At 45.7% G+C, this 25,435-nt stretch carries 24 protein-coding genes; 13 read left to right on the plus strand and 11 right to left on the minus strand.

The window, feature by feature from the left end:
- From ACHLI0_RS20390 to ACHLI0_RS20415, 6 genes are all read right to left on the minus strand, one after another.
- The gene (locus tag ACHLI0_RS20390) at positions 1 to 948 is read right to left on the minus strand and encodes a relaxase/mobilization nuclease domain-containing protein (protein WP_490748380.1); all 948 of its coding nucleotides are present in this window, start codon (positions 946 to 948) and stop codon (positions 1 to 3) included.
- A complete protein-coding gene (locus tag ACHLI0_RS20395) occupies positions 945 to 1,310 on the minus strand; it encodes a MobC family plasmid mobilization relaxosome protein (RefSeq protein ID WP_490748379.1) in 366 nt (121 codons plus the stop codon). Before ACHLI0_RS20395 ends, ACHLI0_RS20390 begins: the two co-directional genes overlap by 4 nt.
- A gap of 175 nt (positions 1,311 to 1,485) precedes the next feature.
- Positions 1,486 to 2,424 carry a toprim domain-containing protein gene (locus ACHLI0_RS20400; RefSeq protein ID WP_490748378.1) on the minus strand — a complete coding sequence of 313 codons (939 nt, stop codon included), beginning with the start codon at positions 2,422 to 2,424 and terminating at the stop codon, positions 1,486 to 1,488.
- A 270-nt stretch (positions 2,425 to 2,694) separates the two neighbouring features.
- Positions 2,695 to 3,900, minus strand: a complete 1,206-nt coding sequence (locus tag ACHLI0_RS20405; protein WP_490748377.1) for a primase-helicase family protein — start codon at positions 3,898 to 3,900, stop codon at positions 2,695 to 2,697.
- Between the two features lie 325 nt (positions 3,901 to 4,225).
- Complete coding sequence (locus tag ACHLI0_RS20410) at positions 4,226 to 4,615, minus strand: virulence RhuM family protein (RefSeq protein WP_278451388.1); 390 nt, start codon at positions 4,613 to 4,615, stop codon at positions 4,226 to 4,228.
- Positions 4,612 to 5,835 carry a site-specific integrase gene (locus ACHLI0_RS20415; RefSeq protein ID WP_490748376.1) on the minus strand — a complete coding sequence of 408 codons (1,224 nt, stop codon included), beginning with the start codon at positions 5,833 to 5,835 and terminating at the stop codon, positions 4,612 to 4,614. The genes ACHLI0_RS20410 and ACHLI0_RS20415 overlap by 4 nt, the downstream gene beginning before the upstream one ends.
- 291 nt (positions 5,836 to 6,126) lie before the next feature.
- On the opposite strand from ACHLI0_RS20415, the gene dinB reads away from it, so the two are divergent.
- From dinB to ACHLI0_RS20430, 3 genes are all read left to right on the plus strand, one after another.
- On the plus strand, positions 6,127 to 7,218 hold the full coding sequence (gene dinB, locus ACHLI0_RS20420; RefSeq protein WP_008760075.1) for a DNA polymerase IV: 1,092 nt from the start codon (positions 6,127 to 6,129) through the stop codon (positions 7,216 to 7,218).
- A gap of 295 nt (positions 7,219 to 7,513) precedes the next feature.
- Complete coding sequence (locus tag ACHLI0_RS20425) at positions 7,514 to 9,448, plus strand: heparinase II/III domain-containing protein (RefSeq protein ID WP_414202749.1); 1,935 nt, start codon at positions 7,514 to 7,516, stop codon at positions 9,446 to 9,448.
- Positions 9,449 to 9,506: 58 nt separating this feature from the next.
- A complete protein-coding gene (locus ACHLI0_RS20430; protein WP_490749929.1) occupies positions 9,507 to 10,208 on the plus strand; it encodes a BT4411 family hyaluronic acid-binding protein in 702 nt (233 codons plus the stop codon).
- Between the two features lie 65 nt (positions 10,209 to 10,273).
- On the opposite strand, the gene ACHLI0_RS20435 is transcribed toward ACHLI0_RS20430, so the two are convergent.
- On the minus strand, positions 10,274 to 10,411 hold the full coding sequence (locus ACHLI0_RS20435; protein WP_008764567.1) for a hypothetical protein: 138 nt from the start codon (positions 10,409 to 10,411) through the stop codon (positions 10,274 to 10,276).
- A 326-nt stretch (positions 10,412 to 10,737) separates the two neighbouring features.
- On the opposite strand from ACHLI0_RS20435, the gene ACHLI0_RS20440 reads away from it, so the two are divergent.
- The 4 genes from ACHLI0_RS20440 (at position 10,738) to ACHLI0_RS20455 (ending at position 15,983) form a co-directional block, all read left to right on the plus strand.
- Positions 10,738 to 13,455 (plus strand): transglutaminase domain-containing protein, encoded by a 2,718-nt coding sequence (locus ACHLI0_RS20440; protein ID WP_490749930.1) that lies wholly within the window; start codon positions 10,738 to 10,740, stop codon positions 13,453 to 13,455.
- A gap of 83 nt (positions 13,456 to 13,538) precedes the next feature.
- Positions 13,539 to 13,976 carry a DUF8440 family protein gene (locus ACHLI0_RS20445; protein ID WP_011109252.1) on the plus strand — a complete coding sequence of 146 codons (438 nt, stop codon included), beginning with the start codon at positions 13,539 to 13,541 and terminating at the stop codon, positions 13,974 to 13,976.
- 346 nt (positions 13,977 to 14,322) lie between these two features.
- The gene (locus ACHLI0_RS20450) at positions 14,323 to 14,754 is read left to right on the plus strand and encodes a hypothetical protein (protein ID WP_032813900.1); all 432 of its coding nucleotides are present in this window, start codon (positions 14,323 to 14,325) and stop codon (positions 14,752 to 14,754) included.
- 14 nt (positions 14,755 to 14,768) lie between these two features.
- Positions 14,769 to 15,983, plus strand: coding sequence for a sodium ion-translocating decarboxylase subunit beta (locus tag ACHLI0_RS20455; protein WP_008760081.1), 1,215 nt, complete (start codon positions 14,769 to 14,771; stop codon positions 15,981 to 15,983).
- Positions 15,984 to 16,029: 46 nt separating this feature from the next.
- On the opposite strand, the gene ACHLI0_RS20460 is transcribed toward ACHLI0_RS20455, so the two are convergent.
- The 4 genes from ACHLI0_RS20460 to ACHLI0_RS20475 form a co-directional block, all read right to left on the minus strand.
- A complete protein-coding gene (locus ACHLI0_RS20460; protein ID WP_211478632.1) occupies positions 16,030 to 16,779 on the minus strand; it encodes a copper homeostasis protein CutC in 750 nt (249 codons plus the stop codon).
- Between the two features lie 122 nt (positions 16,780 to 16,901).
- Positions 16,902 to 18,437 carry a ribonuclease Y gene (gene rny / locus ACHLI0_RS20465; RefSeq protein WP_008760083.1) on the minus strand — a complete coding sequence of 512 codons (1,536 nt, stop codon included), beginning with the start codon at positions 18,435 to 18,437 and terminating at the stop codon, positions 16,902 to 16,904.
- Between the two features lie 116 nt (positions 18,438 to 18,553).
- Positions 18,554 to 18,844 carry a cell division protein ZapA gene (locus ACHLI0_RS20470; RefSeq protein WP_008760084.1) on the minus strand — a complete coding sequence of 97 codons (291 nt, stop codon included), beginning with the start codon at positions 18,842 to 18,844 and terminating at the stop codon, positions 18,554 to 18,556.
- A gap of 13 nt (positions 18,845 to 18,857) precedes the next feature.
- Complete coding sequence (locus ACHLI0_RS20475; protein ID WP_011109256.1) at positions 18,858 to 19,151, minus strand: coiled-coil domain-containing protein; 294 nt, start codon at positions 19,149 to 19,151, stop codon at positions 18,858 to 18,860.
- Between the two features lie 819 nt (positions 19,152 to 19,970).
- Between ACHLI0_RS20475 and ACHLI0_RS20480 the strand changes: the two genes are divergently transcribed.
- The 6 genes from ACHLI0_RS20480 to deoC all read left to right on the plus strand — a co-directional run bounded on the left by ACHLI0_RS20480 (position 19,971) and on the right by deoC (position 25,422).
- Positions 19,971 to 21,068, plus strand: coding sequence for an SMP-30/gluconolactonase/LRE family protein (locus ACHLI0_RS20480; protein ID WP_055300129.1), 1,098 nt, complete (start codon positions 19,971 to 19,973; stop codon positions 21,066 to 21,068).
- Between the two features lie 128 nt (positions 21,069 to 21,196).
- Entirely contained in the window at positions 21,197 to 21,568 is a 372-nt protein-coding gene (locus ACHLI0_RS20485) for a Lin0368 family putative glycerol transporter subunit (protein WP_008760087.1), read from the plus strand.
- 13 nt (positions 21,569 to 21,581) lie between these two features.
- Positions 21,582 to 22,061: a Lin0368 family putative glycerol transporter subunit gene (locus ACHLI0_RS20490; protein WP_008760088.1), complete on the plus strand. Its 480-nt coding sequence runs from the start codon at positions 21,582 to 21,584 to the stop codon at positions 22,059 to 22,061.
- Between the two features lie 28 nt (positions 22,062 to 22,089).
- The gene (gene xylB / locus ACHLI0_RS20495; protein WP_490749931.1) at positions 22,090 to 23,607 is read left to right on the plus strand and encodes a xylulokinase; all 1,518 of its coding nucleotides are present in this window, start codon (positions 22,090 to 22,092) and stop codon (positions 23,605 to 23,607) included.
- A 24-nt stretch (positions 23,608 to 23,631) separates the two neighbouring features.
- The gene (locus tag ACHLI0_RS20500) at positions 23,632 to 24,666 is read left to right on the plus strand and encodes a zinc-dependent alcohol dehydrogenase (RefSeq protein WP_016268302.1); all 1,035 of its coding nucleotides are present in this window, start codon (positions 23,632 to 23,634) and stop codon (positions 24,664 to 24,666) included.
- A gap of 39 nt (positions 24,667 to 24,705) precedes the next feature.
- Positions 24,706 to 25,422 (plus strand): deoxyribose-phosphate aldolase, encoded by a 717-nt coding sequence (gene deoC / locus ACHLI0_RS20505; protein WP_008760091.1) that lies wholly within the window; start codon positions 24,706 to 24,708, stop codon positions 25,420 to 25,422.
- The last annotated feature ends 13 nt before the right edge of the window (positions 25,423 to 25,435 follow it).

The raw sequence follows: 25,435 nt of genomic DNA on the forward strand, positions 1-25,435 counted from the left end.
TTATAATTTCATACTTCTCTTTTGCTTATTTTTCTTCTTTCTACGAAGTATCTCTGCCAATTCCTGATTGGCTTCCGCATCAGCAGCGTTGTAAGATGAGCCACCGCCGTTCAGCAATCCCAACGAATCGTTGAACAACTCACTTTGTACTGTGCCGGGTGGTGTGCTTGGTGTAGCCGATTCATGTGCTTTGGTTGCCATTCTCATACGTTCCTCATGCCTGTTGCGCTGCAAAGCTGCGCCAATTTTGGAATAACTGAAACTCCTGTCCACTTTGGATCCGTTGAAATGATAGCCGTTCAGGGTGAATACAACGCCTTGTATCTCGTTTGTATGCCCTCTGTGACTGAAATATACATCCACGCCCTGCCGTTTCAGATTGGCAACAAGCACATTCCAGTTTCCACACCTGCCGACTTCTGCTTTGAGGATGTCGTAAAGTTCGTACTTTGTCTTGTCCGGCTCTTTCAGGCGGTTACGCTTGACATTGTCCTTTCCGTTTGCCATATACAAACCGTATTTCTGCGTAAGTTCCTTGCAGACACGGGTACTGCGCAAACGCTCGTGCCTGTCCGAAATTGTGTTGCCGTTGTTGTCTATGCGATTGAAAGCTATATGCACGTGCGGATGTTCTTTGTCGAAGTGCCGAGCGATGAAGAATTGGGTGTCACGGATGCCCATCCGCTCTATGTATTCAAGCGCAATGCTTGCCATTACGCGATTCGTCAAGCGTGGCTCATCCTCTTTTGAAAAACTCAATGCGATGTGTCCGACAGGCTTCGATACCTTGTTGTTCATTTGCGACTGTGTATTGAAACTCATGGCGATAGTATCTTTATTTTCCATGAACAAGCCTTCGAATGCAACAACTTTGGCATTCTTTTCTTTGTCAAGAATGTAATTCACAACACCTTTAAAGTCGCTGCCCTTTACAATTTTCGCCATCATATCTCTATCTTGGTCAAGAGTTCGTGAATCCTTGCCACTGCCACCTTGCAGTCCCACCTTTCATCATGAAAGCCTCCGGCGTTCGCCTTGTGCGCAAGCTGGTTGAGATTGTTCGCCATGCCGCAGAGTTGGCGGATGTATCCGGCGTGTTCCTCAGACAATCGTTCTTGCACATGACCGTTCCGGTAACATTCCCTCATGTACTCGCTCGGCGATACGCCCGCCTCATGCGCCCGTGTCAGCAAGCGGAAGTAGTCGGCTGCCACCATCTTCACGCTGATGCGATAGCTCAGCTTTTCAGTCGCCCCTTTCTTCGGGCGACCGCCCTTGTTACGTTCCTTGTGTTCCTTATTCTGTTCCATATTTCATTTATTCTATCACGTTACTGATTTTACTGTATAGACCAACGGGATGCCACCTCCTTCAACATGGATGGTGGGTAGCAAGCGGTTTCGGTACACCCGAAACACAAACTTGCTACCTCCCAATCCTTGAAGAATGAGTTTCGGGCAGCTCCCGTTTTTGCTGTTTGGAATGTCATAGTCCCAATCCTTTCTTCTTCTGTTTTACGATAGTTCTTGGTGGTGGACTAACGGCTAATTCCTGCCGTTTGCCGCACAGGTAATCGTTCAGGTCTTTATGTCCTTTGTAGTTGTCGGAGAAGTCGCGGATGCGTCCGGCAAACTCCCTCTCCAGTTCCCAATACGCCTTTCTTCCCGCCTCGTCATTATCAAGCAGGCAATGGATGCGCCCGTACCCGTGCAGCACATCTACGGCTTTGGAAACATTGGAGACGGAATTGAGGATGACATAATCCTGCCTGTCAAGGTTGGGCATGGCCGGACAGTTCTTCATCCGCAACGTGAGGAAGGAAAGATAGTCCGTCATGCCCTCGAACACGAGGCATTTCTCTCTCAGCTCTCCCTGTTGCCGGATATGGCTGATGTCCTTCGGTGCGATACAGCCTTTGAAGAAACGGTTACGAACCTCATATCCTCCAGCCACGTTCGGGAACCCGATGGCGAAATAGGGCTTGCCGTTATGGATGAAGTGCAGTTCCCTACATTCCGGTTTTGCCAAAGCTATGTTTATACCCCGTTCCTGTAAGTAGCGGAGCAGTGCCGGATGGGTGAGTTCTCCCACTTCCAGATGTTGGAAACTCGGCTCTGATGCCTGCTGGTGAAAAGAGAAAGACACGGGACGGATGTGTGGAGCCTGTTCCGCTATCCTGTTAAGCAGGTACGGTACATGGTCGGATGCGTATAGTTCCTGCGCCAGTGCAATGATGTTGCCGCCCCTACCCAGCCCGTAATCGAACCACAGGTTACGGTCGGTATTCACCTTGAACGAGGCTTCCGTTTCCTGCCGGAACGGGGATTTGTACCACAGGCTGTTTCCCTGTTGCTTTACGGGCGTGTAGCCCAGACTTTGCAGATAGTCTGCGATTCTGATTTGTTTCGCTTCTTGTGTAGTCATAATCTTACAATAGATTTAGTGATGAATGTAAAAACGATGATCTGATGAATCCGTACATCATTTTATAGAATGACAGCATAATACATATTCATCATCCTTTCATCAAAGTACTCGCCAAAAGAGAAATTCATCATTGATAGTGACGGGCATGGTGTGTCAGTCCCATTTCTCCTTTTCATCATCGGAATACTTTTGATGAATATCTGATGAGAATATAAACCTGTATGTTTCAGTATGGTTATATGCTTGTTCATCATTTCATCAAAATAATCAGAGAGTTGTCAGATATTCTTTTGTCACGGTATAGAATCTTCCGGTTTTCCGTATGGGCGAATAGTGACATTCACGGGTACAGTCCACTTGGTAGGTGGTGTAGGTAAGCGTATTGGATGCAGGAGTGAGTTTCCAACATTCCTGTATCACTTTCCGGACTTGGTGTTTTTCCACCTTTACCTGTGAGTGTACCAGTAAAAGAAGAACATCGTTATAGCAGAATGAGAACGTGTCCGTGCCTGTACCGTCCATGATGTCGAGTATAAGCTCGCACATCTCGATTTCCAGACGGTTGCGGTTGCTGCGGATAATCTTCCGCAAGGCTTCGGTATGCAGCAATGACGGAGCAAACCACATCCGGCTTTCTTTTTTCGTTGCCATCATCCTGTGCTGCAAATGATACAGGAAAGCCGGGATTTCCGCTTTCAGTTTTTGCAGGAAATTGGTATCGTCAGATTGCAGGTGGTTTATCTTTCGCACCCAATAACGTGTCTCGCCAGCGTCAATGATGACAGGCAGATACTCGTTGTTGGAACACAGCACGAACTTGGCGAAGAAGGCTATCTCGTCACGGTCTTTGCCCTTTGCTTCGACCTTGTAGGAGAGTGTGGTGCTGAGGTTCTTCAACCGTTCGCTGTCTTCCCTTCGGTTGAGCAGCACCTCGTCCACCACAATGAGCAGTTTGCCCGTCCAGTCGGAATTGAACTGGTTGCGGAAATCCTCGTTGGTGTTGAACGTGACATTGTTCTGAAACACGGCTTTCAGGAAGTTCAGAAACGTACTTTTACCTGTATTGCGCTCTTCCGACACCAACAACAGGATAGGCAGTTTCTGTACAGGTTGCAGGTAGAGCAGTTGCAGGTAATCCATGCCCAACTCGTATTGTTCACCGAAGATGTGGCGCACCAATGACTGGATACAGGGAAACCCGCCTTGTTGCGGGCGGTGCTCTATAGGCTCGTATAGGTTCAGGAACTTGTCCACCACGGGACGGTAGCCCACATGGTCGGGGACGGTGCAAAAGCCGTCATACTTTGGCACAGTGGCGAGATAGTCCTTGCCGTAGTCCTGCCGTAGCGTCTCGTTGTTCCACACGATGCGTTTCTTCACATAGCCTCCGTTCAAACGGGGCTGGTTCACTAACTTATAGAGGGTCGTACCCACACGGATAAACTCCTCCTTTTCTGTATTTTTCTTGTCCATAGGCACATATTGCTTTATGATTGTCGAATGTTTGTCTGGCGCAAAATTCGGCAATACAAACAAGACGGATTGACAACTCACACGTGACTCACGTAAGATTTTCTTGGATTTGGCTTAAAAGCATACGACAAAAGCCCGAAAAAGGTGCTTCTTCGGACTTTTGTTGGTAATACGTATTGCTGGTAAAACGGCAATACGTCTGTTCAACTGACCACAAATACGTTTTATCAGCAGTACGTTTTATTGATAATGCGTTTTATCGGCAATAGATTGACATATAACGATTTGTCGGTTTCACTATTTCATGTCGCCATATCATTGGGCTTTATGCTTGATAATTAGACATATTCATATTGTGAATACCCGGCGAAAAGAAGAACATTGTTTTCTCTTTTCGCAAGTACAGCCTTTCAAATATGGCATTGCGCACCTGCTCCGCACCGAAGCTGTTGATGCGGAAAGCAAGCGCGACTACCATCGGAAAACTGAACACATCGGCATAATACCCGTTCTCCAGCCGGACATATCTCTGTACTTCGTATTCTTTCAATACGCCACTTTTATACACGGCACAGATAGCTGCACGAAGTGTCGGGACAATTATCCCGAACAGTTCCACAAGTTCCGGTTCACTCATCCATATATCAGTGACATTTTCCGGCACAATGATGTTGCCGGATTCGTTCATGGTTATGATGTTTCTTTCCATACTCATGACATCGTTATCCCGTTAAACGTCTTGCTCAATTTATCACCGAACATCGTCAGGTCATTGTCGAGTTTCTGCGTGGTTATCTTTGCGTAGATTTGGGTTGTGACGATATTCGTATGTCCCAATACACGGCTTACGCTCTCGATGGGCATGCCCTTGCTCAAAGCTAATGTTGCGAAGCCATGACGACTGCAATGAAATGAAATTGACTTGGTTATACCACATTCCTTTATCATCCGTTTCAGAGGTTTACAGATAGACCAGTAGTTCAAGCCGGGGAATATGCGGTTGTCTTTCTGTATCGGTCGGTAGCGTTCGATTATCTGCAAGGGTATATCCAGCAGCTTCACTTGGAAGGGGACTTTGGTCTTGTGGCGTTTGGACAATATCCACTTCTCGCCGTTCACCTCCACGATGTTGTCATTCGTCAGTTCCTGAATGTCCACGAACGACAAGGCGGTGAAACTGGCAAAGACAAAGATGTCACGGATGTATGCGAGCTTGCTATCCTCGAACTCATGTGTCATGACCGCTTTCAGTTCATCTTCCGTCAGATATTCCCGCTCCTTCACATTGGGGCTGATGTGGAACTGTGCGAAAGGGTTGCGTGGTATCAGTCCGTTGAAGTGCGCACGCATCACCACGCCTTTCAGCCACATACATTTCTCCCATATCGTCCCGTTATGCAGTCCGGCTTCCGTTGAGAGGTATGCGGCGAACTCCTTGATGAAATCGGGAGTAAGTTCCGGCATAGCCATGTCCGTACGCTTGTAGAACGACTTGATGAACGCCGCAACGTAGTTTCTTGCCACCACACGGGAACGATAGGTCGCCATTGTACGGTCTTTTCCCACACGTTTCCTGAACACCTCGTTCTCACGGTCAAAAGCTTTGAGCAAGGTCTCGTACTCGCTGCCGATTCCCTGAAAGGCGTTGCGCACCATTTCAGCCGTGACGAATGCCTCACGGTCGGATATGCGCTGGTAATGCTTGATGATTTGCGCCTTGATGTTGTCAAGGGCAAGGTTGATGTCCCGCGCCTCGTGGCTCTTGCCTTTTGCCTTGTTCCCTTTCACGTCCCAAAGCGTTTTCGGAATGCTCTGCTTGCAACTGAACTGCGCCACAGTCCCGTTGATTGTAACCCGTCCCATGATGGGGACAATACCGTTTTTCTCCTTGCTGCCGTTCACGTAGAACAGCACCTTGAATGTGCTTCTTGCCATACTCGTTTTTTGTTTGCAAAGTTATTACTCAACGAGTTAGACCTTGATATGCCAACCTGTGCCACAAACTGCCAGATACAACACGGTATGTTAAAAATCACCATCCGGCGGGTAACGATTTGGAGACCGTTCTGCTTCATAAATCCGCTTTCCTTTGCGTTACCCCGATTTTTCGCTTGTCCTCATTTGGCTCCGCAAACGCCTTATTGACAGGCGTTACGAAGACATTTATCCCTTTTTATTCGTCTTTTCCAGAGATTTATAGTAAGTTTGCTATGGAATTTAAATCAAGTGTTTCAGCGTAAGATAATACATATCGATATGGACGCTTTCTACGCCTCTGTAGAACAGCGTGATCATCCGGAACTTCGTGGCAAACCCTTGGCGGTGGGACATGCCGAGGAGCGGGGAGTTGTGGCAGCAGCCAGTTATGAAGCCCGTCGTTACGGGGTCCGTTCCGCCATGTCTTCTCAGAAGGCGAAACGTTTATGTCCCCAGCTTATTTTTGTATCCGGAAGAATGGATGTTTATAAGTCCGTCTCCCGTCAGATACACGAAATCTTTCATGAGTATACCGATATAATCGAACCTCTGTCTTTGGATGAGGCCTTTTTGGATGTTACGGAGAATAAGAAAGGAATCTCTCTGGCAGTTGATATTGCAAAGGAGATAAAACTTCGTATCCGGGAACAGTTGAACCTGGTTGCATCTGCCGGAGTCTCCTATAATAAATTTCTTGCAAAGATTGCATCGGACTATCGGAAACCGGATGGACTGTGTACCATACATCCTGACCAGGCGCTGGACTTCATAGCCGGACTTCCGATCGAGTCTTTTTGGGGAGTAGGACCTGTGACAGCAAAGAAGATGCATTTGCTTGGTATTCACAATGGTCTTCAATTACGTAAATGCTCGCTCGAAATGCTGACGGCCCACTTTGGAAAGGTGGGGGCGCTCTATTATGAATGTTCGCGGGGGATTGACGAGCGTCCGGTTGAGGCAGTTCGTATTCGGAAGTCTATCGGTTGTGAACGAACGCTGGAAAGAGATATATCGGTTCATTCTTCCGTTATCATCGAATTGTATCATGTAGCGGTAGAATTAATAGAACGTCTTCAACGTAAAGAGTTTAAAGGAAATACATTAACTCTGAAGATTAAGTTTCATGATTTTAGTCAGATTACCCGAAGTATTACGCAGTCGCAGGAGTTGTACACATTAGACCGCATCCTTCCACTCGCTAAAGAGTTATTGAAAAGTGTGGAGTACGAACAGCATCCTATCCGCTTGATCGGGCTTTCTGTTTCCAATCCGAAAGAGGAGGCGGATGAACAACATGGAGTTTGGGAGCAGCTCAGTTTTGAGTTTAGCGATTGGGAATAAAGTTCAGGTTTTACCATCGGTGGAAATTTAATAGAAGCTCAAATGAAGTTTCTGTTTATAATCAACAGGATGTTTTTCAAACGGAGCGTCTGTTTACTCTGAATGAAGGCTCTGTTTGCCCTAAATAGAAGGTCTGTTTGCTTTGAACAGAGCGTCTGTTTCACGAGAGGGCTGAGAGCTTCTGGATGTACTTTTTTTGAAGTCTGTACTTTTTTGTCATGAGGTTCGTATGATTTGCTCACCTTACTTTTTGAGAGATGCGTTATCTTTGCCATACTTAAACGAACAAAATACCATGAATCGAATGAAGCATTTAATTTGTGTTTTTCTGTTAGCTACCTTTGGAAGTTTCTCTTTCAAAGCCAATGCCTATACAGAACGCGATATGCTGCAAAAAGCGGCAGATGAAACTACGTTGAAAAATGTGCTGGTAATGAAACAGGCATGGGTACCTTATCCGGCCTATACTGATCGTGCTGCTTGGGACTCATTGATGGGGCCCAACAAGCAGCGTCTTATCGCGGCAGGCGAGAAGCTCCTCGATTACAAATGGCAACTGATCCCTGCTACCGCCTATCTTGAATATGAGCGGACCGGTAATCGTAAAATCATGGAAGTTCCCTATGACGCCAATCGTCAGGCATTGAATACGCTGATGTTGGCAGAACTGGCGGAAGGCAAAGGACGCTTCATCGATCAGCTGCTCAACGGAGCTTATATGAGTTGCGAAATGAATTCATGGGTACTGTCTGCTCACCTGCCCCGGCAAAGCAGCAAACGTTCTCTTCCTGATTTCCGCGAACAGATCATTGATCTTGGTTCCGGCGGATATGGTGCATTGATGGCTTGGGTGCACTATTTCTTCCGTAAGCCTTTCGACAAAATCAATCCGGTGGTTTCTCTGCAAATGCGCAAAGCTATTAAGGAACGTATCCTTGACCCTTATATGAACGATGACGATATGTGGTGGATGGCGTTCAACTGGCAGCCGGGCGAGATTATCAATAACTGGAATCCTTGGTGCAACTCCAATACTTTGCAGTGTTTCCTTTTGATGGAGAACAATAAAGACCGTTTGGCAAAAGCTGTATACCGTTCGATGAAATCGGTAGATAAGTTTATCAACTTTGTGAAGTCTGACGGTGCTTGCGAAGAAGGAACTTCTTATTGGGGACACGCGGCAGGTAAGCTTTATGATTATTTGCAAATACTTTCCGATGGTACGGGTGGCAGAATATCCCTGTTGAATGAACCGATGATCCGGCGTATGGGAGAGTATATGTCCCGTTCTTATGTCGGTAATGGTTGGGTGGTGAACTTTGCCGATGCTTCCGCGCAAGGTGGTGGCGATCCTCTGCTGATCTATCGTTTTGGTAAAGCGGTAAACAGCAATGAAATGATGCATTTTGCCGCTTATCTGCTGAATGGTAGAAAACCGTATGCGACCATGGGAAACGATGCATTCCGCTCGCTCCAGTCTCTGCTTTGCTGCAATGATCTTGCCAAAGAGACTCCAAAGCATGATATGCCGGACGTGACTTGGTATCCCGAGACGGAGTTCTGTTACATGAAGAATAAGAATGGAATGTTCGTGGCTGCCAAAGGCGGATTCAACAACGAAAGTCATAATCATAATGATGTGGGAACGTTTTCCTTATATGTGAATACAATTCCCGTAATCCTTGATGCAGGAGTAGGTACATATACCAAGCAGACATTCGGTAAAGACCGTTACACCATCTGGACAATGCAGAGTAATTATCATAATCTGCCGATGATTAATGGTATACCGCAGAAATACGGACAGGAATACAAAGCGACAAATACCATTTGCAATGAAAAGAAACGCATGTTCTCTACTGATATTGCTGCCGCCTATCCGTCGGAAGCAAAAGTGAAAAGCTGGATTCGGTCGTATACACTGGATGACCGGAAACTGACGATTACCGACAGCTACACGCTGGATGAGGCCGTAGCTCCCAATCAGGTGAATTTCATGACTTGGGGCAATGTCACTTTCCCGTCCTTGGGCAAAATTCAGATTGAAGTAAAGGGGCAGAAAGTGGAACTGGACTATCCGACTCAGTTCAAAGCCGAACTGGAAACAATCCAATTGGACGATCCGCGCCTCTCTAATGTATGGGGTAAGGAGATTTATCGCATCACACTAAAAACAAACGAAAAGAAAGAAACTGGAAATTATAAGTTTGTTATTCAACAAATTAAATAGGATTCAGCAAGCAGAGTGAAAATAAGAAATAACGTATAAACAATAAAATCGCAGTAAGATGAAAAAAGTATTATTAGTTAGTCTTTTGGCTATCGCAGGAGTAAGCGTCAGTGCGCAGAATCTGATCAAAAATGAAAAGTTTGCTACGGAAGTAACGAACAAGGTAACCAATCCTAACAAGGCTACGGCCGGTGAGTGGTTCATTATGAATAATGAGGCGGACGGAGTGACAACAATCGCTTGGGAGCAGACCGGAGATGCCAAGTATCCGAACGCGATGAAAATAGATAATTCGGGTGCTGAGAAGAATACATCCTGGTATAAAGCGTTTCTTGGTCAACGTATTACAGATGGCTTGGAGAAAGGTATCTACGTGCTGACTTTCTATGCAAAAACAAAGGAGGCAGGAACTCCGGTCAGCGTATATATCAAGCAGACGAATGAAGAAAAAAATGATAACGGCAAGCTTAACACTACTTTCTTTATGCGCAGGGATTACGATGCTGACGCCCAGCCTAACGCTTCTGGTGCACAGTACAACTTCAAGATTAAAGATGCCGACAAATGGACGAAGGTCGTTGTTTACTATGATATGGGACAGGTAGTGAATGCTATCAGCAGTAAGAAGTCAAATCCTGATATGGAAGTGTCCGATACAGATGATGACGCTGCTATCCTGAAAGACTGTTACGTGGCTATCCTTGGACAGAATAAGGGTGGTGTAGTAGAAATCAGTGATGTGACTTTGAAGAAGAAATAAAAAGAAAGAGCGGAGAACCAGTGTGGTTGCTCCGCTCTTTTCATGATATATATTAGTGTGTTTAATTACATGGCTGGCTGCTTCGTCAGCAGTTTTTGAAGTTTACCATTCAAGGTTTGGCACATAGCACCGTTTCCCATTGCTTGATAACGTTTGATACGGTACTGTAACATCATGATTTTTTCATTTGCATTCTTTTTCATAATTTGTTTCCTCTTTTTTTGCCCTCCACGTTTTGAAGAGCGGTTTTACATCTTGTTTTCTTTATTAACACTGCAAAGATACAAAATGTTTTTGAATTATATGCTGTAAAACATAAAAATCTTCTTTTTCTTATGAAATTTCTTTTTATAAGAGGTTCGAACACGGAGATGTTACAAACCTGTTACAATTTTCCCGTCCTCTTTCTCCGATGACAATATTATTCTTATCTGTCACATTTTTATATACTTATCTAGGCATTCAGAAAATATTCTTGTATTTTTGTGAATCAGCAATCTTATTATCTAAAAATAAACCAAACACTTTTATGAAGACATTCATTCATCTTTTATCCGTTCTTATCCTGTCTGTTGTGCTATTTGCCTGCAACAACGCTCATTTTCTGAAAGAAGAGAATTATCGGAATCAAGTGACCGAAGACTTTGAACAGAAAAAACAAGCACTTCCTCATGGAGACCTGTTTACTGTTTTTTCGAATCCTGACTTGTCTGTATATGAGCAGGAAGCCCTGATGTTTCTCTATGCTTACATGCCGATAGGGGATGTGACGGATTATTCGGGAGATTATTATTTGGAGAATGTTCGCTTGTCCGGGCAGACGCGTATCGAGATGCCTTGGGGGGATCAGATTCCGGATGAATTGTTCCGGCATTTTGTGTTGCCTATCCGGGTGAATAATGAGAATCTGGATGACTCGCGTCGGGTGTTTTATGGAGAATTAAAGGATAGGGTGAAGCATCTGTCCATGAAAGATGCTATTCTGGAAGTAAATCATTGGTGTCATGAAAAGGTGGTCTATCGTCCGAGTGATGCACGTACCAGTTCGCCGTTGGCATCGGTGAAGACAGCCTATGGACGTTGCGGAGAAGAATCCACATTTACTGTGGCTGCGTTGCGTTCGGTGGGGATTCCGGCAAGGCAGGTATATACTCCCCGTTGGGCGCATACGGATGATAATCATGCCTGGGTAGAAGCGTGGGCGGATGGCCAGTGGTATTTCTTCGGAGCTTGCGAGCCGGAACCGGTTTTGAATCTCGGATGGTTTAATGCTCCTGCCAGTCGCGGGATGCTGATGCATACAAAGGTGTTCGGTCGCTATACCGGTCCGGAAGAGATTATGCTTGAAACGCCGAATTACACGGAGATCAATGTGATAGACAATTATGCGCCTACTGCCAAAGCTACAGTGACGGTGACGGATACGGAAGGACATCCGGTATCAGGTGCAAAAGTGGAATTTAAGATATACAATTATGCTGAGTTCTATACGGTAGCCACGAAATATACCGATGCCGAAGGTAAAGCCTTCCTCACTGCCGGCAAGGGAGATATGTTGGTATGGGCATCCAGGGATGGAAAATTTGGATATGCTAAACTGTCATTTGGAAAAGAAGATGCTTTGAAGTTATCTTTAGATAAGAAAGAAGGTGAAAGCTATACACTTCCGATGGATATTGTTCCTCCGGTAGAAGGGGCTAACCTTCCCGAAGTAACTCCTGAACAACGGGCGGAAAATGACCACCGGATGGCACAGGAAGATTCGATCCGCAATGCATATGTGGCAACGATGATGACAGATGAACAGGCAAAAGAATGGGTGAACGGACTGTACGGAAATATATTGCAACCTGAAACTATGAAAGATAAGTTGGCAGCTTTTCTGGTTGCTTCGCGCGGAAACCATCAGACATTGAAGGATTTTCTTTCAGCTATCAGAAAGGAGAAAAAACATATTTCATGGGAGGAAATGCGGGGTATGTGGTTATTAGAGAATATCTCGGCAAAAGATCTTCGTGACGTGACGCTCGATGTACTGAACGATCATCTGAAAAACACATCGGATGGAGAAAAAAAGGACGCTGATCTGGTGAAAAGGGCGTTGCTCAATCCTCGCATAGCGAATGAGATGTTGACTCCTTATAAAAAGGTACTTTATGATGCAATTTCTGAAGCAGTCTTGAAATCGGCACCTGTTGATGCTGCTCATGATGCCAAAGCATTAATAGAATGGTGCAGAAAAGAGATCAAGATCGATAACGAACTGAATTCTCAGCAGATTCCTGTTTCTCCGATGGGAGTATGGAAGTCGCGTGTAGCTGATGAGAAGTCCCGTGATATCTTCTTTGTAGCAGCTGCCCGGAGCATAGGGATACCAGCCTGGATTGATGAAGTGACCGGGAAGGTTCAGTATGCAAGTGATGGACTTTCTCCGCAGGATGTCAATTTTGAGACTTCGCAGTCCACGCAACCTCGTACCGGCATGTTGAAAGCCAGCTATACTCCGATACGTTCTTTATCCGATCCTAAATACTATTCTCATTTCACTATCTCCAAGTTTAAGAACGGCACGTTCCAACTGCTCAATTATGACGAAGGCGATGTAGATATGGGTGGTGGTGCTACGTGGTCGAATCTCCTGAAAAACGGAGTAAAGCTGGACGAAGGTTATTATATGATGGTGACCGGAACCCGCCTGGCTAGTGGTGCGGTACTTTCTAATACCACATTCTTCACTATCGAACCGGATAAGACGACTACTGTTGACCTTGTGATGCGTGAAAGTAAAGATCAGGTACAAGTGATCGGTAATTTCAATTCCGAAGCTACCTATCGTCCGGTAGGAGGTACTGACCTGCAAAGTATCCTGCAAACCTGCGGACGAGGCTATTTTGTGGTTGCTGTTCTCGGAGTGGGGCAGGAGCCTACCAATCATGCTTTAAGAGATATTGCGGCTTTGCGCAGCGAGTTTGAACAGTGGGGACGTAAAATGGTCTTTCTTTTCCCTTCGGAAGAGCAATATAAAAAGTTCAACACCCATGAATTTAAAGATCTTCCCTCTACCATTGTTTATGGCATTGATGTGGATAACAGCATTCAAAAACAGATTGTTGATGCGATGAAGTTGAATCAATCAACCCTGCCTGTCTTTATCATTGCCGATACCTTCAATCGTGTGGTCTTTGTTTCTCAAGGATATACGATCGGTCTGGGAGAGCAATTGATGAAAGTAGTACATGGATTATAAAGAGGAGCCAGAGTGCAATAATCGTTAATTCTTACCATTAATACATTGTTATTGGAAAAGAATGATTACGTTTGCAGCAAATTATGGCAAAGTACATTTTTTGCATATTAGCATGCGCATTTCTGGCTTTGGGATTTACTCATATTTCCAATAAAGAATTGCAGGGATTTCAGAAAGAAACTGAGGTCCCGGCAATTGATATGCAATACAATGCGGGAGCAAATTGCAGTGTCTCTTCTGCCGGTTTCGATAAATCATGTAAAGATACTCATTCATTGCTGACTGACGGAACTTACGGCAGTAAGGTCAGTGACTGCATTTTTGATAACCTCTCTTTTCCGAGAAGCATTGTTCCTTTCAAAAATCTGAGATTTAATACAAATACTGCAATAATACAGATATTGAGCTCACTGAATACGTTGCTTCCGGAGGAACGTCTGAGCCATACCTGCTTTGATGTCAATTACACTAAATATTCGTGTAAATACTACGTCTATACATTAGCCCATATTCTTATTTAGGCTGCATTATTTTCCATTGGCAGGGTGAGGTATGTCTTTTCTCTCTGCCCCTCCTTTTATTTATTGTTCCTATAAACGTGTGATATATTTCCCGGATACCCAATCAAGTATCGGGATCAGGATATTGTGTTTTCGTTGTGAAACGGGAGTTACGTCGTATAGAAGCAAAGATGTATACCGAAGTGATTCAGGCAAATAACATCTGCCGATTGTTTCTATATGGGTGATGAGGAGTGCCCAATGGGATTTAACTTTCATGTGTGTCTAAAATTTAATAATGATTTACCATTGGGCGCCTCTTCTTTTTTTTGAATATTATATTATAAAACCTATATTTTTTATTGCTATGATTGATTTATTAATATCTACTTTCGCTATGATGGGGCTCACCTTTCTCATCGGTTTTTTTGTTGCGGCAGTCATCAAACTGATTGCTTATGCGGCAGATTCTTTTGATTTTTATAGTTCTCACCGTCTGGAGCTGCTGCGGTTACATCGCTGGCGACAACACCGGCAGAAAGTAGAAAGGCTTGTCAGACAGATGCCTCTTCCGGACGAAGGAACTTTAGGAGATTATCGCGAAGATTTCAGCCGTGGAATCAACCGGAATGTTTCCGGCTATTCCGGTTATTATCATGGAGTAAGTCCGGGTGCGTCGGAAGAGAACCTGATGGATTATTATTATCCGCGGGATACACGTGAGTTCTTTCTCAAAGAAGAAGAACTGGCGCATGTCAACAAGAAAAATACAAAGAAATCTACTACCAACAAACAATAAAATGACGTTTATTTATGGAAAATATTGATTTTGCCACCCTCTTTCAGGGTATCGGCACAATGATGGAAAGCGGCTGGTTACTGGCTTCTGCCAGAGTCTTTCTGGTACTTCTCGGTTTGTTACTTATCTATCTGGGTTGGAAGGGAGTGCTCGAACCTATGGTTATGATTCCGATGGGACTGGGCATGGTAGCCATCAACTGCGGAACATTGATGATGCCGGACGGTACGTTGGGCAACCTCTTCCTCGATCCGATGCTTTCGGATACGGATGACCTGATGAATACGATGCAGATCGACTTTCTGCAACCTGTCTATACGCTGACTTTCAGTAACGGGCTTATAGCCTGCTTTGTCTTTATGGGCATCGGGACTTTGCTGGATGTGGGCTTTCTGCTCCAGAAACCGTTTGCGAGTATATTCCTTGCTTTATGTGCCGAACTCGGTACGTTCCTTACCGTGCCCATCGCTTCCGCACTCGGACTGACTTTAAAGGAAAGCGCATCTGTTGCTATGGTAGGTGGTGCGGACGGTCCGATGGTGCTCTTTACTTCACTGGCTTTGGCAAAACATTTGTTTGTTCCTATCACGGTAGTCGCTTACCTGTATTTGGGACTGACGTACGGAGGGTATCCATATCTGGTCAAGCTATTAGTGCCCAAACGTTTCCGTGCCATTAAGATGGTGACTAAGAAGGCGCCGAAGAATTACGATGCCAAAGTGAAACTGGCTTTCTCTGCTGTTCTCTGCGCAGTACTTTGTTTCTTGTTTCCGGTTGCCTCTCCATTGTTCTTCTCCCTGTTCCTGGGTGTTGCTGTTCGTGAATCCGGTATGAAGCATATTTATGATTTTGTCAGTGGTCCGTTGCTCTATGGCTCGACCTTTATGTTGGGAGTGTTGCTGGGCGTACTTTGCGATGCACATCTGTTGCTCGATCCGAAGATTCTGAAATTGCTGGTATTAGGTATCGTCGCACTTTTACTTTCCGGTATCGGAGGGATTATCGGAGGATACATCATGTACATTGTCAAACGGGGAAATTACAATCCGGTGATCGGTATCGCAGCCGTTAGTTGCGTACCTACCACCGCAAAGGTTGCCCAAAAGATAGTAAGCAAAGACAATCCCGATTCATTCGTATTGGGAGATGCCTTGGGAGCCAATATCTCAGGAGTAATCACCTCGGCTATTATTACCGGTATTTATATTACGATTATCCCTTATTTATAAACAGGTATGCTATTGCAGGACTATAAATCGCTGTTTATCGCAGTTTTCAGCTTTTTATAGCCTGAATGGTATTTATCACTCTTTGGGCGGTGGTTACATTTCGTTCGTATTCGTCGATATGTACAGTGCCGCCCATCGATACTGATTCATTTTTATACTTCATATCGCTCTTGATGCTTTCCCGTGCGGAGAAATGAAACTCCTGTATTCCGGTTTCCGAAGCAATGCGGGCGATATTCTTTTCGTTCACGCCACATCCGGCAAGCAGGATAATTCTTCCGGAAGCCTGTATCTGCAATGTTTTTAGCAGGGGGATTCCTAGTTCGGCGGTAGCTTGCTGACCGGAAGTAAGGATACGGTTACATCCTAATCCGATAATCTGCTCCAAAGCCTTTTCAGGATCATGGCATACATCAAAGGCACGGTGAAAAGTCACTGATAACCCTTGTGAGGCTTTCATTAACTCTTGCATTACAGGAAGGTCGATTTCCCCGTTTGCCGTCAGACAACCGAATACCACTCCGTCAGCTCCCAACTGCCGTGCCATTTCTATATCTTTCAGCATCGTTCTCACTTCGATGGGAGAATAAAGAAAATCCCCACCCCGCGGGCGGATAATGACATGCAGACGAGTCGTTGTCAGCATGTCGCGTGCTGTCGATATCTCTCCGTAAGAAGGAGTTGTCCCGCCTTCCGGAATACCTGCACATAACTCTACCCGGTCGGCTCCGCCTGCCTGTGCTGCCAGACAGCTTTCTACGGAATTGGCACAGACTTCAAACTGGTACTTTTTCATAAGCTGATGCTTTTAGACTGCATGCTGCTACGTAATGCTGCAAACATGAGAAGTGAATGATGATAAATTGAAAAAGGGCGAATTGCTTCGCCCTTGTATTGAATCTTCTTTTGAATATTTACTTATTTAGCGAAGCTAACCGCACGTGTTTCACGGATAACGGTAATCTTCACCTGTCCCGGATAAGTCATCTCGTCCTGAATCTTCTTGGCGATTTCACCGGACAAGCTTTCTGTCTGCTTGTCATCGATCTTATCCGCACCTACAATCACGCGGAGTTCGCGTCCTGCCTGAATAGCGTATGTCTTGGTCACACCCGGATAAGCCATAGCCAATTGTTCAAGATCGTTCAGACGTTTGATGTAAGCCTCTACGATTTCACGGCGTGCGCCCGGACGTGCACCGGAGATAGCATCACAAACCTGTACGATAGGAGCCAGCAGACTGGTCATTTCCGTTTCGTCGTGGTGAGCACCGATAGCGTTGCAGATATCCGGTTTTTCTTTGTATTTCTCGGCAAGTTTCATACCCAGCAATGCGTGCGGCAATTCCGGTTCTTCATCGGGCACTTTACCGATATCATGCAGCAAACCTGCACGTTTTGCCTTCTTAGGGTTTAAGCCCAGTTCCGATGCCATCACAGCACAGAGATTGGCTGTTTCGCGGGCGTGCTGCAACAAGTTCTGACCATAAGAAGAGCGATATTTCATCTTACCGATGATACGGATCAGTTCCGGATGCAGACCGTGGATACCAAGGTCGATTGTTGTCCGTTTACCGGTTTCGATAATTTCTTCCTCTACCTGTTTGCGTACTTTGGACACCACTTCCTCAATACGTGCCGGATGGATACGTCCGTCTGTTACCAGTTGGTGAAGAGCCAGACGGGCAATTTCACGGCGAACCGGGTCAAAAGCGGAAAGAACGATTGCTTCCGGAGTGTCGTCTACAACGATTTCAACGCCGGTAGCGGCTTCCAGTGCACGGATATTGCGTCCTTCACGTCCGATGATACGTCCTTTGATTTCATCCGATTCGATATGGAATACCGTTACGGAGTTTTCGATGGCAGTTTCGGTAGCTACCCGTTGGATAGACTGGATAACGATTCGTTTGGCTTCCTTGCTGGCAGTCAGTTTCGCATCATCCATGATGTCATTGATGAATGACTGTGCCTGCGTTTTAGCTTCTTCCTTCAGTGATTCGACCAGACGTTCTTTTGCTTCGTCGGCAGACAGACCGGAGATTGCTTCCAGTTTTTCTATTTCCTGATGTTGCAGTTTGTCCAGTTCTTCCTTCTTTTTGTCAACGATAACAAGTTGCGCCTCCAGGTTTTCCTTTACAGCTTCGGCTTCCAGTTTTTTGCGTTGGATTTCTTCCTGACGCTGGCTGAGCACCATTTCACGTTGTTTCAGTTTATTTTCCGCCTGCTGAATCTTTTGATTACGCAGTGCCACTTCCTTCTCCAAATCAGCTTTCTTGTTCAGGAATTTTTCCTTTACTTCCAGCAATTTGTTTTTCTTAATTACTTCAGCTTCTGTCTCCGCATCTTTCAGGACACTGTCGTACTTGGACTTCAATACGTACCGGAACAGTACGTATGAAAGGATCCCTCCTACGACGAAGCAAGCAATTGCTGTTGCTATTATTGCTATCATTCTTACATTAATTTAGTTATATAAATAAAAACGCACCGCCAAATATCAGAGCATACATTTGCTCGGATATTGTGCAGTGCGTGGTGTTTTCTTTATCAGTGAATGGCTCGGTGGCATTATTCTTTCTTAAAATAATCTTCCAGCAATTCCGTTAGTTCTTTTACCTTTTCCGTATACGGAGTGGTATCGTTACGTTGCATTAATTGCAGTTTCTCCAACGAGAACTGATAGGCTACCATGGCAATAATCTTTTCCGGTTCAAGGTTTTTATAGTATTCCCGGTACGCATTAAGCCTGATGTTTACCTGCTTGGCTGCTTCCCGTACCATTTCTTCTTCCTCTCGGTTAATGGTTAACGGGTAGTTTGAGTCTGCTATTTGCAGGTTTATCTTTATCTTATCGTTCATACATCTTTCTTCTTTACTCGTTCAATAAAGCGATGCATTTATCGACTTCACGCACTAATTTTGACAATCGCAGCTTCGTCTCTTTTACGTCGCTGCCGTTAAGGCTGATTGCCGTAGCTGTTTTTAGGTTTGTATAGTTGACTTCCAATTCATCATACTGAGCTTGCACCTTCTCGTTCTTCAACTTTTCGTTTTCAAGAAGTTTTCTCAACCCGGCATTTTCACGCTTTAATTCATCGTGCAAATACATTAAATGCCGTAGCTGCGTTTCAAAGGTACTCAATAACTTTTTTTCTTCTTCTGTCATCACTACACCAAAATTGTACACAAAAATACGATTAACTCTGATATTACAAAAACTTTTCGGGAGAAAATGTGCTTTTTAGCCTTAAAATAGCGGAATACGTGGGCAAAGGGGATGAATTATGGAAGAGTATGCGTATAAATCTTTTCTTTATGAACAGCTTGTCGGAGGTGAAAAATGCAAAAATGCAGAAAATGCACTCCACAATTTTTCCACACACAGGCGCGCGTATATAATATAGTTTACGCGTATTTAGTTATGTTCGTGTGTGTATGTGTATGCGCGTGCGCTCACGTGTGTGCGTGTGTTAGGGAGGCCCCCGAAAAAGTGCATTTTTGCATCGGTTAATAACATAGCGCTTTAGGGAGGCTAAAGCTTAGCTTTACGACTCCTAAAGCTAAGCTTTAGCTCACACAAAGCGCCGCTTTGTATTTTCAGCCGGATTGTTTCATTAATCGCATGACTTCATATTCTCTTTTTTTCGGCAGATTCTAGCCGGTAAATCTCTCCATCCGGGCCGGAGGTGCTTTCTAAATAAACTCTTCTTTTTAGTGGTTTTGATCATTTGATTCGTTCATAAAATAGTGTAATTTCTATTATTGTTGAGTTCCCTGTCGATGGATAATCGAGAGATGAAATGAATCATTCTGTTGAAGGATTATATCCTTTTTTAATGAAAAAAGGGGCATTTTTGCGTCATAATGAACAAATTTTGTCCTTTATTGATTTGTCGTTTTCCTTCTTTGCTGAGATTTTCCAGTAAGTTTGCGTACCGAACTAACGGACTCAAATTATAAACATAAACATTTGTATCAGCTAACCATGAAAAAGTATTATTTACTATCTCTGATTTCCGCTTCTTTGATTGGAGCAACTTGTATTCAATGTACTTCTCCCAAACAAAAGAGTGGAGAGAATACTCTTCCGCAAAAGAGTGAACTGTTTGTATCATTGCCGGACTATTGTCCGACACCGGATGGCATGGCCATTGCTCCCAATGGAGATTTGATTCTGGCATGTCCCAATTTTGCAGATATCACACAGCCTGCTTGCCTGATGCGTATTACTAAGGATGGAGCCGTTTCAAAATGGCTGGATGTGCCTGTATTGGAAGAAACCGGATGGGCTTCTCCGATGGGACTTGCCTTCAATGAAGAGGGCGACCTGTTCATTAGTGATAATCAGGGCTGGAGCGGTGCAGAGAAAGCAAAGAACAAAGGACGTGTACTTCGTCTGAAGTTTGAAAATGACCAGTTGAAGGAAACTATTACGGTAGCATCCGGCATGGAGCATCCCAATGGTATCCGTATCCGTAACGGAAAATTATATGTGACTCAAAGCTCTTTGTCACAGATCAAAGACCCTTCCGGTCTGCTTGTCAGCGGTGTATATTGCTTTGATATGAACGACCGTGACATCGCAGTAACCAATACTTCGGCAGATCAGAACCTGTTGACTACGGTAATCACCAAGAACCCCGAAGTGCAATACGGACTGGATGGAATCGTGTTTAACGAAGCGGGCGACCTTTTTGTAGGTAACTTCGGTGATGGCGCAATCCATCGTATCAAGATGGATGCGGAAGGAAAAGTTGTCAGCAACGATGTCTGGGCACAGGATACGACTCAGCTTCGTACCACAGACGGTATGTGCATCGATGATAAAGGCAATATCTGGGTAGCAGATTTCTCTGCAAATGCCGTTGCCCGTGTAGATAAGGACGGAAAGATTCAGCGTATCGCTCAAAGCCCCGATTGCGACGGAAGCGATGGCGGACTGGACCAACCGGGCGAACCTATCGTATGGAACGGTCAGGTGATTGTATCCTGTTTCGACCTGGTGACCGGACCGGACAAGGTAAATACCAAGCATGACAAGCCTTTCACACTGGCTAAACTATCATTGGAAGAGAAAAAATAGGATTTAGGCACGGATTACGCGGATGACACGGATTTAATAAAACTGTGTAATCTTTAACCGTGAAATCCGTGTAATCCGTGCCTAAAAAAATATTATTAACCCAAGAACACATTATCTATATCTATAATATGAAATACTATCTATCGACCTTTGCCGGCTCCGCCATCTGTGGTGGTTTCGCTTTCGGCATCTGGCCGGAACTCTGGAAGACTTACGGTCTGATGGGCGGCTGGCTGGCGGCAACGCTGATTATCGGCATCATGTGGTATATGAATCATTATAACGGAGCGATTTTGAATCCTCCGGGAAAAATATGGCTCGATCAGGGCTGGTGTATCGGTTCTGCCGGTATAGCCTGGGGAATCGTCCGCTTTCAGGGAGACATTACCAATTTCTTTTATGCAGTGCCTACACTGGTCTGTTGTCTGATAGGCGGTGCACTGGCGGGAATTGTAGTTTGGAAAATCCGTTCGTGCGACTGTGCCCGAAAGATAAAATAAGGAGGAGAACACAATGAGCGAATGGTTACAAACCTATAATGAGATGTTCGGTATGTATCATGCCGGAATCATTACCACTATTTTCGGAGCTTTTGCCGTGACATTTACCGTATTGATGAGCTGGCCCAAGCTGGTGAAGGACTTCGGTCCGATAGGCGGATTCATGGCAGCCGCCCTTATCATCGGAACGTTCTGGCTGGTCAATCATAAACTGCCCGGATTCGGCTTCTCTACCGGATTGCTGAACGATGCCGACGGCTTGCCGATGCAGTTCAGCCTGATCCATCAGGGGAATCGCGGCAGTGCCCCCTGGGTAGACATGGGATGGGCGATTGCGATGGGATTCATCTTTGCAGACGTGCTCTGCGCACCGAAAGGCACACGCGGCGGATTGCTGAAAGAAGCGTTTCCCCGTTGGGTAGTTATTATACTGGGCGGCATCGTCGGAGGAATCTTCGTCGGCCTTACCGGATACACGAATGCGGCACTCTAATTCAATTAACTGAAAAGGAAAATATAAAATGTATATATTAGCACATGACTTGGGTACCAGTGGGAACAAAGCCACTTTGTTCGATGAATCGGGGCTGTTGATAGCTTCGCGTACCGCTGCTTATCCTACCGACTATGCTTCCGGCAACCGGGCGGAACAGAATCCGCACCATTGGTGGAAAGCCATCGTTGACACAACACAGGCACTTCTCGAACTGGTATCACCCAATGATATTGCCGGAGTAGCTCTTAGCGGACAAATGATGGGATGTCTTTGCGTAGATAAAGACGGTAATCCGCTTCGTCCGCACATGCTCTATTGCGACCAGCGTTCGCAGGAAGAAGAAGCAAAGTTGACCGAAAAGATAGACCCGCTCCATTTCTATGAAATCACGGGACATCGGATCAGCGCCTCTTACTCTGTGGAGAAACTGATGTGGGTAAAGAAGCACGAACCGGAAATCTTTGCGCAGACTGCCAAAATGCTGAATGCGAAAGATTACATCAACTACCGTTTGTGCGGTACTATCGCCACAGACCCTTCGGATGCATCGGGAACCAATGCCTACGATTTGAACCGCTGGCAATGGAGTGAAGAGATCATAGAAGCTGCAGAGCTCGATCTTTCTTTATTCCCCGAAGTCCGTTCGTCGATTGACGTGATCGGAGAAATCACCAACGAAGCTGCCCGTGAGACAGGACTGCTTGCCGGAACACCCGTCATCTGTGGCGGCGGCGATGGTAGCTGTGCCGGAGTAGGTGTCGGCTGTGTGGCTCCGGGCACTGCGTACAATTATCTGGGCTCTTCTTCCTGGGTAGCACTGACGGTCGAAAAGCCGGTTGTAGACGAACAACGCCGTACCATGAACTGGGCGCATGTAGTGCCCGGTATGCTGCACCCGTCGGGAACGATGCAGGCGGCAGGATCATCCTACAACTGGATGATCAACCAACTTTGCCAGAATGAACAGGCACTGGCAGCTCAATCGGGACGCAGCGTGTTCGAACTGATCGACGAGCAGATCATTGCTTCTCCGATAGGTGCGAACAAACTCCTGTTCCTTCCCTATATGCTAGGTGAACGTACTCCCCGTTGGAACGTTGATGCCAAAGGGGCTTTCATCGGTCTGACGCTGGGACACAAGCATGGTGATATGTTGCGTGCCGTGATGGAAGGAATAACCTTGAATCTCGGATTTATCATCAATATATTCCGCAAGCATGTTCCTATCGACCGCATGACGGTGATCGGTGGCTGTGCCCAGAATCCTGTCTGGCGTCAGATGATGGCGGACATCTATCAGGCGGAGATCCGTGTGCCTAACTATCTCGAAGAGGCAACTTCGATGGGAGCGGCCATCCTTGCGGGTATCGGTGCGGGTGTTTTTCCTGATTTCTCTGTAATCGACCGTTTTGTCCGTATCGAGCAGACGGTGCAGCCTATTCCCGAAAATGTGAAGAAGTACGAAGCGTGGATGCCTGTTTTCGATCAGGCTTATCACGCCTTGTGTGAGATGTACACAGAGATAGCAAAAACTGAACTATAACCTATAAAAATGAATAAGAATACGATGAAATCTGTAATTGTGCCGGCTCCCGGCAAAATAGAAATACGAGAGGTCGAAACTCCTGTCATCAATGCTTATCAGGCGTTGGTGAAAACAGAAATGGTGGCACTGTGCAATGCGACCGACAGCAAGCTGATTGCGGGACATTTTCCCGGAGTAGATACTTATCCTCTGGCTCTGGGACACGAGAATGCAGGAATTGTAGTGGCTGTAGGCGAGAAGGTGCGCAACTTTAAAGTAGGCGACCGTGCTATCGGCGGTCTGATCTCCGACTTTGGCGCGCAGGGTATTAACAGCGGCTGGGGCGGTTTCAGCGAATATGTAGTGGTGAACGATTTCGAGGTACTGAAAGAAGAAGGACTGGCTACCCCCGAACAGGGATGCTGGGACAGCTTTGAAATTCAGAACTCGGTTCCTGCTCATGTGCAGCCGGAAGAAGCGGTGATCTCCTGCACTTGGCGTGAAGTGCTGGGCGCTTTCAAGGATTTCAACCTGACTCCGGGAAAGAAAGTGATAGTGGTAGGCTCCGGTCCTGTAGGACTGAGCTTCGTCAAGTTGGGCAAGCTGTTCGGCTTGGGTCAGATTGACATCGTCGATATGCTTCCCGCCAAACTGGAAGTAGCCCGCCGGATGGGAGCGGACAACGGATATACGCCTGCCGAAATCAGCACGCCGGAGTTTATAGCCTCCGCCAATCGTTCTTACGATGCCGTGATTGATGCCGTGGGACTCGATGTAGTAGTCAATTCCGTATTGCCGTTGGTAAAAATGGGCGGTGATGTCTGTGTATATGGTGTCATGACGAAGAATCCGACATTCGATTTGTCGAAGGCGCCTTACAACTTCGACCTGCATATGCACCAGTGGCCTACCCGTTCGGAAGAGAAAGCGGCTATGACCACGCTGGCGCAATGGATTGAAGAAGGCAGACTTTCCGCTTCCGACTTCATCACACACCGTTTCAAAATCGAAGAAATAGAAGAAGCCTTCGCTGCCGTGAAACGGGGTGAAGTCTTGAAATGTGTATTGACTTTTTAAGAACTAACAATAAACTAACATATTAAACGACTCAAAACAATGGAAAAGAAAAATATAAACGAAGTGATTGCGAATTTATCAGTAGAACAACTGGCAGGAATGATTGACCATACCTTTCTGAAACCTTTCGGAACAGCGGAGAATATCGAAAAACTCTGTGCGGAAGCCCGTCAGTATAAGTTTGCGATGGTAGCCATCAACCCTGCGGAAGTGGAAACCTGTGTCAAACTGTTGGAAGGTTCGGGTGTACGTGTAGGAGCGGCCATCGGTTTCCCTCTGGGACAGAATACCGTAGAGTGCAAGGCATTCGAAACCCGCGATGCCATTGCCAAGGGAGCTACCGAAATTGATACGGTCATCAATGTCCGTGCTTTGCAGAAGGGACAGACAGACATTGTAAAGAAAGAAATCGAAGATATGGTTTCTATCTGCAAACCTGCCGGCGTGATCTGTAAAGTGATTCTTGAAACCTGCTACCTGACTGACGAAGAGAAAGAAACCGTATGCCGCATTGCAAAGGAAGCGGGTGTGGACTTCGTAAAAACTTCTACCGGATTCGGTACGGCAGGCGCCAACGTGCATGATGTTGAATTGATGCGTCGTGTGGTAGGTCCGGTGATCGGCGTGAAAGCCGCAGGTGGTATCCGCGACCTCGATACGGCACTGGCATTGATTCAGGTGGGTGCTACCCGCATCGGTACTTCAAGCGGTATTCAGATTGTAGAAGCTTACAAAGAGTTGAAGAAAGGTCTGTAATATCCGGTTCGGA

The organism is Bacteroides sp. RCH18 (genome assembly GCF_058231005.1).